The organism is Pseudovibrio sp. WM33 (assembly GCF_001623165.1).
Classification (GTDB): Bacteria; Pseudomonadota; Alphaproteobacteria; order Rhizobiales; family Stappiaceae; genus Pseudovibrio.
The window spans coordinates 1-5,926 of record NZ_LMCK01000145.1 but is presented as its reverse complement, the minus strand read 5'-3'; the positions used below and the strand labels follow the sequence as shown (position 1 = coordinate 5,926).

The window sequence follows — 5,926 nt, the reverse complement described above, 5'->3', positions numbered from 1 at the left end:
CTAACTTTCAATCTGGACCACTCAAATGGGGCTGCTCAGGATGAATTTCATTGAGACTGATTTGTCTGTCTGAAGGGTTTAGGATGCTGGCAGTATCTCCTTATATTCTGAGTGTTTTGAGTGAAAAACTCAATTGTGATCATCTTGATGGCAATTATATTGTCGTCTGGCTGCGCGTTTTCTTTCAAGTCGTCGTGATGAAGGCGCTTAATGTTGACATGAGCTCAGCAATGCCTAAGAGTTAATTGATGAATTTTCGTAGTGGTTTGGTCGGGGAGGACTGAGCTACTGCAAGAACTAATAAGCCGGGACATAATAGTATCGCCAAACTAGCCGGCTGGGGGAGAGTAATATGCGTCTGTTTTCCTACAAAAACAGAAAGGTTCATCTTGGGCCATATCCTTCTGAACGATTGAAGCGGACGCATGAGGCGGTTGATCTGAGGCTTGTGCCCGAGGTGATGCCAACGGTTTTCTCACAGGCCGATAATCCAGAGATCCTGAGCAACTCGATGGCATCCTTCAGCGCGATCATGGATGCGATCCGCGATGGGGCACACAACGCCAAGCCCTCAGAGATCCCGGATGATCCGCAGGAGAGGGCTAATCACCTCAAAGCTGCTGGTTATTTCTTCGATGCCACTATGATGGGTACGTGTGATCTGGTTCCTGATCATTTTCTTGAGCGATCGCTGCGTAATCCTGATCTGGATAAGCTCGCAAAAGATCTTCAGACCTTTCAGCCCAAGACTCTGGCAGCTGGCATTGATGTGACCATGGCAGATGTCCGCGATAGTGCGGCATCCACCCCCGGACCTGTGACACATCATGGCTCTGCGCTTGTGGTGCTGATGGAGCATCCGCGTGAGCCGAGAGCTGATGAGCCAGGTGGTGATTGGATTGTGGGTACCTGCGAGCAGCGTTCTGCTATCCGCGCGGCTGAAGTGGCTGTGGTTCTGGCCAACTACCTGCGCCTGTTGGGTGTTGAGGCGCGTGCGCATACCACGAGCAGTGCTGATGTGGATTTGAACCGGCTGGCGGTTTCTGCCGGATTGGTGGAGGTGCTTGAGAAAGAAAGTGAAACAGTCGTTTCCAATCCATATGTTGGCCGCGAGTTTACACTGGCAGCTGTGACGACCACGCTTGAACTGACACCTGATCAGCCGCTTGCACCACGGAAACTAGCGGATGTCTGGAGTTCTCACGGCCCTGCATGGCAGTTGGGAATGGGGACATTCAAGAATGCCTTTAATCGCAAACCGTTTGAGAACCGCGATTACCACATGGGGGCGTTCCCGTTTGAGAAGATCAAGCGGGTTAATGAAACAACGACCTTTATTGACGAGCCGCGCGTGCCACGTGTCCCCAAACGGACGGACATGTTTGCGCGTGCTCTTTTTGGCGACATGGGTAAGTCCCTTCAGGAAGCTGCCAAAAATGGCGGTTATCTCGCCAAAAACCCGATGGGGTACTGCGCCCGCCGTGCGCTTGCCGCGCTGATCTTGCTGCAAGATGGTGAGACCGCCTCTGAAGTTCCGCCGAGTGCCGTGGACCCGGATAAAAATGCGGCCAACGTAAAGTCGGCACTCTATTTCCTTGGTGCTGATGCGGTTGGCCTATCCCGCTGCCCAGATCACGCCTACTATTCTCATGATGCACGCGGTGAGCCAATTACGCCTTACCATAAAAACGCGATCTCCATTCTGGTGGATCAAGGGCATGAGACGATGGAGGGCGCAAGCGGAGATGATTGGATCTCCGGTGCACAGTCGATGCGAGCGTATCTGCGAACCTCCATTATTGGCGGTATCGTTGCCGAGCAAATCCGCCGCCTGGGGTATCCGGCCCGCTGTCATTCTGTCGTTGATGGTGAAGTTCTTCAGCCACCGCTGTTACTGCTTTCTGGTCTTGGTGAAGTGAGCCGTATTGGCGAGGTTATTCTGAACCCTTACCTTGGCCCGCGCTTAAAATCTGGCGTGGTGACGACGGATATGCCGTTCACCTACGACAAGCCAATTGATTTTGGCCTGCAACGCTTTTGCGAAAGCTGCAATAAATGTGCGCGTGAGTGTCCATCTGGGGCGATCACAGCTGGGCCGAAACGTATGTTCAATGGCTACGAGATCTGGAAGTCAGACTCTGAGAAGTGCGCGCGTTACCGTGTGTCCCAGCCAGCGGGATCCTTGTGTGGTCGCTGCATGAAAACATGTCCGTGGAATCTTGAAGGATTGTTCAGCGAAGCTCCGTTCCGCTGGACAGCAATGAAGATGCCATCTTCTGCCAAAGTTCTTGCCAAGCTGGATGACAAGCTTGGCAACGGATCCATAAACCCTGTCAAAAAGTGGTGGTGGGATCTGGTTGCGAGCAGTGATGGTAATTATGTGATTGCTGAAGAGACCAATGCGCGCGAATTGCAGCTCGACCTTGATCTTAAATATGAAGATCAGACGCTGGCGGTGTATCCAGCCAATCTTGCGCCGCATCCATGGCCATTTCCGTTCATGATGGACCGGGAAGCTGGGATCAAGGCCTATCAGGGTATGATTTCAGCTGAAGAATACAAAGCCCGCCTTGCTGCTGGGTCGAATGACCTGGCTCCTGTTTATGAGGTCAGTGCGAGTTCGTCTCCGGTCTTAGCAGTTCGCCTGTCTAAGGTGGATGTGGAAGCGGAAGGTGTATCCCGCTACGAGTTTATGCTGGACGACGGCTCGCCGTTGCCTGTGTTTGAAGCCGGAGCGCATATTGATGTAGTTGTGGCTCCTGAGTTTTTGCGCCAATACTCACTGGCGGGCGATCCGGCAGACAGCAGTAAATATGTGATTGGTGTTTTGGAAGAAAAAGAGGGGCGCGGCGGTTCAGCGCTCATGCACCGGATCTTCGATGAAGGACGCCGGGTTTTCATCTCCAAGCCGATCAATCATTTTCCGTTGCATGAAGATGCAAAGAAAACCCTACTCTTTGGTGGTGGAATTGGCGTGACACCAATGATTGCAATGGCGCATCGTTTGCATGTGCTTGGGAAGCCTTTTGAGTTGCACTACTGTTTCCGTCATCGCCACAAGGCTGGGTTCATCGATGAAATTCAGCGAGCACCTTGGGCGGATAAGGCTTTCATTCATTGTTCCAGTGAAGGAACGCGGGCAAATCTGAGTACAATTCTGGCTGACTTTGAAGACGGCTATCATGTTTACACGTGTGGTCCGGATGTCTTTATGGATGGAGTGCTGGAGACTGCTGCTGCTCAAGGCTGGTCTGAGGAGAGCCTGCATAAAGAGTATTTCTCGGTTCCGGATCAGGGTGATTATGTCAACACAAGCTTTTTTGTAAAACTGGCGTCAACGGGTGAGCGTATTGAGATCCCGGAGGACAAGAGCGCAGCTGATGTCCTGAATGAGAAGGGAATTTCTGTGCCAACCAAATGCTCGGATGGCATTTGCGGGGTCTGCACGGCCAAATATCAAGGTGCCGAAGTGGAGCATCGTGACTTTGTGCTGAGTGGGAAAGAAAAAGAAGACACTCTGGTTTTGTGCTGTTCCCGGGCGAAGAATGAGGGCGCTGAGCTTCGACTTGAGCTCTAGACGAATTTTTTATGATGTGGTTTTGACGTTTTGAGGTGGGAGCTGTTGTTTCCGCCTCTTATAACTTTCTAGTGCTCTCCTGTAGCTAAGTTAGAATGCGCGCTATTTATCGAGATTTCTGAATTGGCGAGAGCATACATTCATCCAGATCGGTGGATTACGCCCATATTGCTGTTGGGCCGTAATGCTCAACCGAACTTAGAGCAACTTTAAGGGCTGAAAATTCCAGAGGTTGATTGGGCTGCTGGGTTCTCCCATTGGCCAATTCCCTCAAATATAACGGCGTTATATTTTTATTGAGTCGTTATGGGAGGGAACTATGACTAAGGTACTTTATGAAAAAGATGGCCGTATCGCACGCATCACACTGAACAGGCCTGAGGTGATGAATGCTATTGATATGGATATTCCGCAAGAGCTGGCGGCTTGTGTGGCACGGGCGAACTCAGATGACGGTGTTCATGTCATTGTGCTTGGCGGTAATGGGCCTGCGTTTTGTGCGGGATATGACCTGACGGCTTATGCTGAAACGGAGGGAAGTAATCCGGGTGTTCAGGAAATGCCCTGGGACCCTATGAAGGATTATGCCTTCATGAAACAAAACACAGATCTATTTATGTCGTTGTGGCGCAGTTATCGGCCTGTCATTGCAAAAGTGCACGGCCACGCCGTTGCTGGTGGTTCCGACATTGCATTGTGTTCTGACATGATTGTTATGGCAGAGGATGCGCATATTGGTTACATGCCGGTCCGAGTGTGGGGATGTCCTACAACTGCAATGTGGGTTTATCGGCTTGGCCCGGAACGTGCAAAACGCATGCTGTTGACTGGCGACAAAATTGATGGTCGAGAGGCAGAGCGAATTGGTCTGATCCATAAAGCTGTGCCCTCAGATCAAATTGATGAGGAAGTTGAAAAGCTTGCTGAACGGATGGCTGGTATTCCGGTGAACCAGCTGATGATGCAAAAACTCATGATCAACCAGGCGATTGAGTCCATGGGGCTTTACCAGACGCAAATGATAGCGACGCTCTTTGATGGTATTACGCGCCATAGCCCTGAAGGCATGAATTTCAAACAGCGGGCGGAAGACGTGTCTTGGAAACAGGCTGTTCGCGAGCGTGATCAGGGCACATTTGATTGGACCGCTAATCGCCCGATTAATGCGCCTCTTTAATGTGAGAAACGATGCCTGATTTACATGATCAAGAAAGCACCAAGGTTGATGCCCGCCAAATGCGGGCAGATCACCTGAGAGGGGCACGCCGGTCGCTCATTGTGAATGCTGCACGTGATGTTTTCACAAAAGAAGGTCTCGACGGGGCTTCGATGCGCTCCATTGCCAGAACTGCCGGATGTACAACCGGTGCAATCTACCCCTACTTTCATGGCAAAGAAGAGCTTTACTGTGCTGTTTTACAAGAAGCGCTAGAGCAGCTGCATATCAACGTTACTGAGGCCATTGAAACCTGCTTATCTATAGAAGAGAAGGCTCAGGCTGGTGTACTTGCATTCTTTGATTTCTATAATGGACGCCCGGATGATCTTGCTTTGGGTTTGTATGTGTTCAGTGGATTGAAGCGAGTTGGATTGGGACGTGAGCTTGATGGTGTTCTTAACGTGCAAGTTAGTAGGGTGATTGCATTGATTGAGGGGTGCGCTCGTGCTGGAGGACGGTCTCCGGAATGGCCGGCTGGTGCGATTGCGCATTGCATGGGGTTGTTAGTGATGGGGCATACTGGCCGGTTGTCTCACTGGGACTATGACGGGCGCTACCTGTTGGAGCAATTTTTACTTCGATGATTGGCCCTTGCCTCCTTTCTATATGAAAGCCGGATGGTGCATTCCAGCTTGGCGAAATGTAAAATAGCCTACAGCAGAGCGCGATCTACTTAACAAATTCATTATTCGATTATCAAAGAACTCGGGCTTTACCGATAGTCGGGTTGTCTGGTGTTGGCTTTGATAGTGAGGCTTGTTTTGATCTCGGTCCATTCCTGTAATGTTCCCCTTGAGTCTTTGTTGGCGGTGATTTGGTTGTCGAGATTGGGTTGATATTTGGAGCTGGTTTGATTTGAAGGCTTGGGGGACGTGATGAGTGACATGCGACTGGTTGTTGTAGGCGCAAGGGGATGCGGTGAAGTGCAGGGCTGATGCGAACGCGCTTTTGTCGTGGTGCGTGCAGTATCGGGCTAAAACGGAACCTTCTTGTTGTGATGGGTGCGGTGCCGGGTTGAATTGAGCGTTCTCTTGGACCTGGGTGTGCTGAGTTAAATGTTTGCTGACTTGATTTAAGGTGACGGCTTTACGGTTTGTCCGATGCCGATGCCGATGCCGATGCCGATGCCG

3 protein-coding genes are annotated in these 5,926 nt (G+C 51.0%); all 3 read left to right on the top strand.

The window, feature by feature from the left end:
- The first annotated feature begins 352 nt into the window (after positions 1-352).
- On the top strand, positions 353-3,577 hold the full coding sequence (locus tag PsWM33_RS25185) for a 2Fe-2S iron-sulfur cluster-binding protein (RefSeq protein ID WP_063302060.1): 3,225 nt from the start codon (positions 353-355) through the stop codon (positions 3,575-3,577).
- Positions 3,578-3,896: 319 nt separating this feature from the next.
- Positions 3,897-4,754 (top strand): crotonase/enoyl-CoA hydratase family protein, encoded by an 858-nt coding sequence (locus PsWM33_RS25180; protein WP_063302059.1) that lies wholly within the window; start codon positions 3,897-3,899, stop codon positions 4,752-4,754.
- An 11-nt stretch (positions 4,755-4,765) separates the two neighbouring features.
- Positions 4,766-5,380 carry a TetR/AcrR family transcriptional regulator gene (locus PsWM33_RS25175; RefSeq protein ID WP_063302058.1) on the top strand — a complete coding sequence of 205 codons (615 nt, stop codon included), beginning with the start codon at positions 4,766-4,768 and terminating at the stop codon, positions 5,378-5,380.
- Positions 5,381-5,926 lie beyond the last annotated feature (546 nt).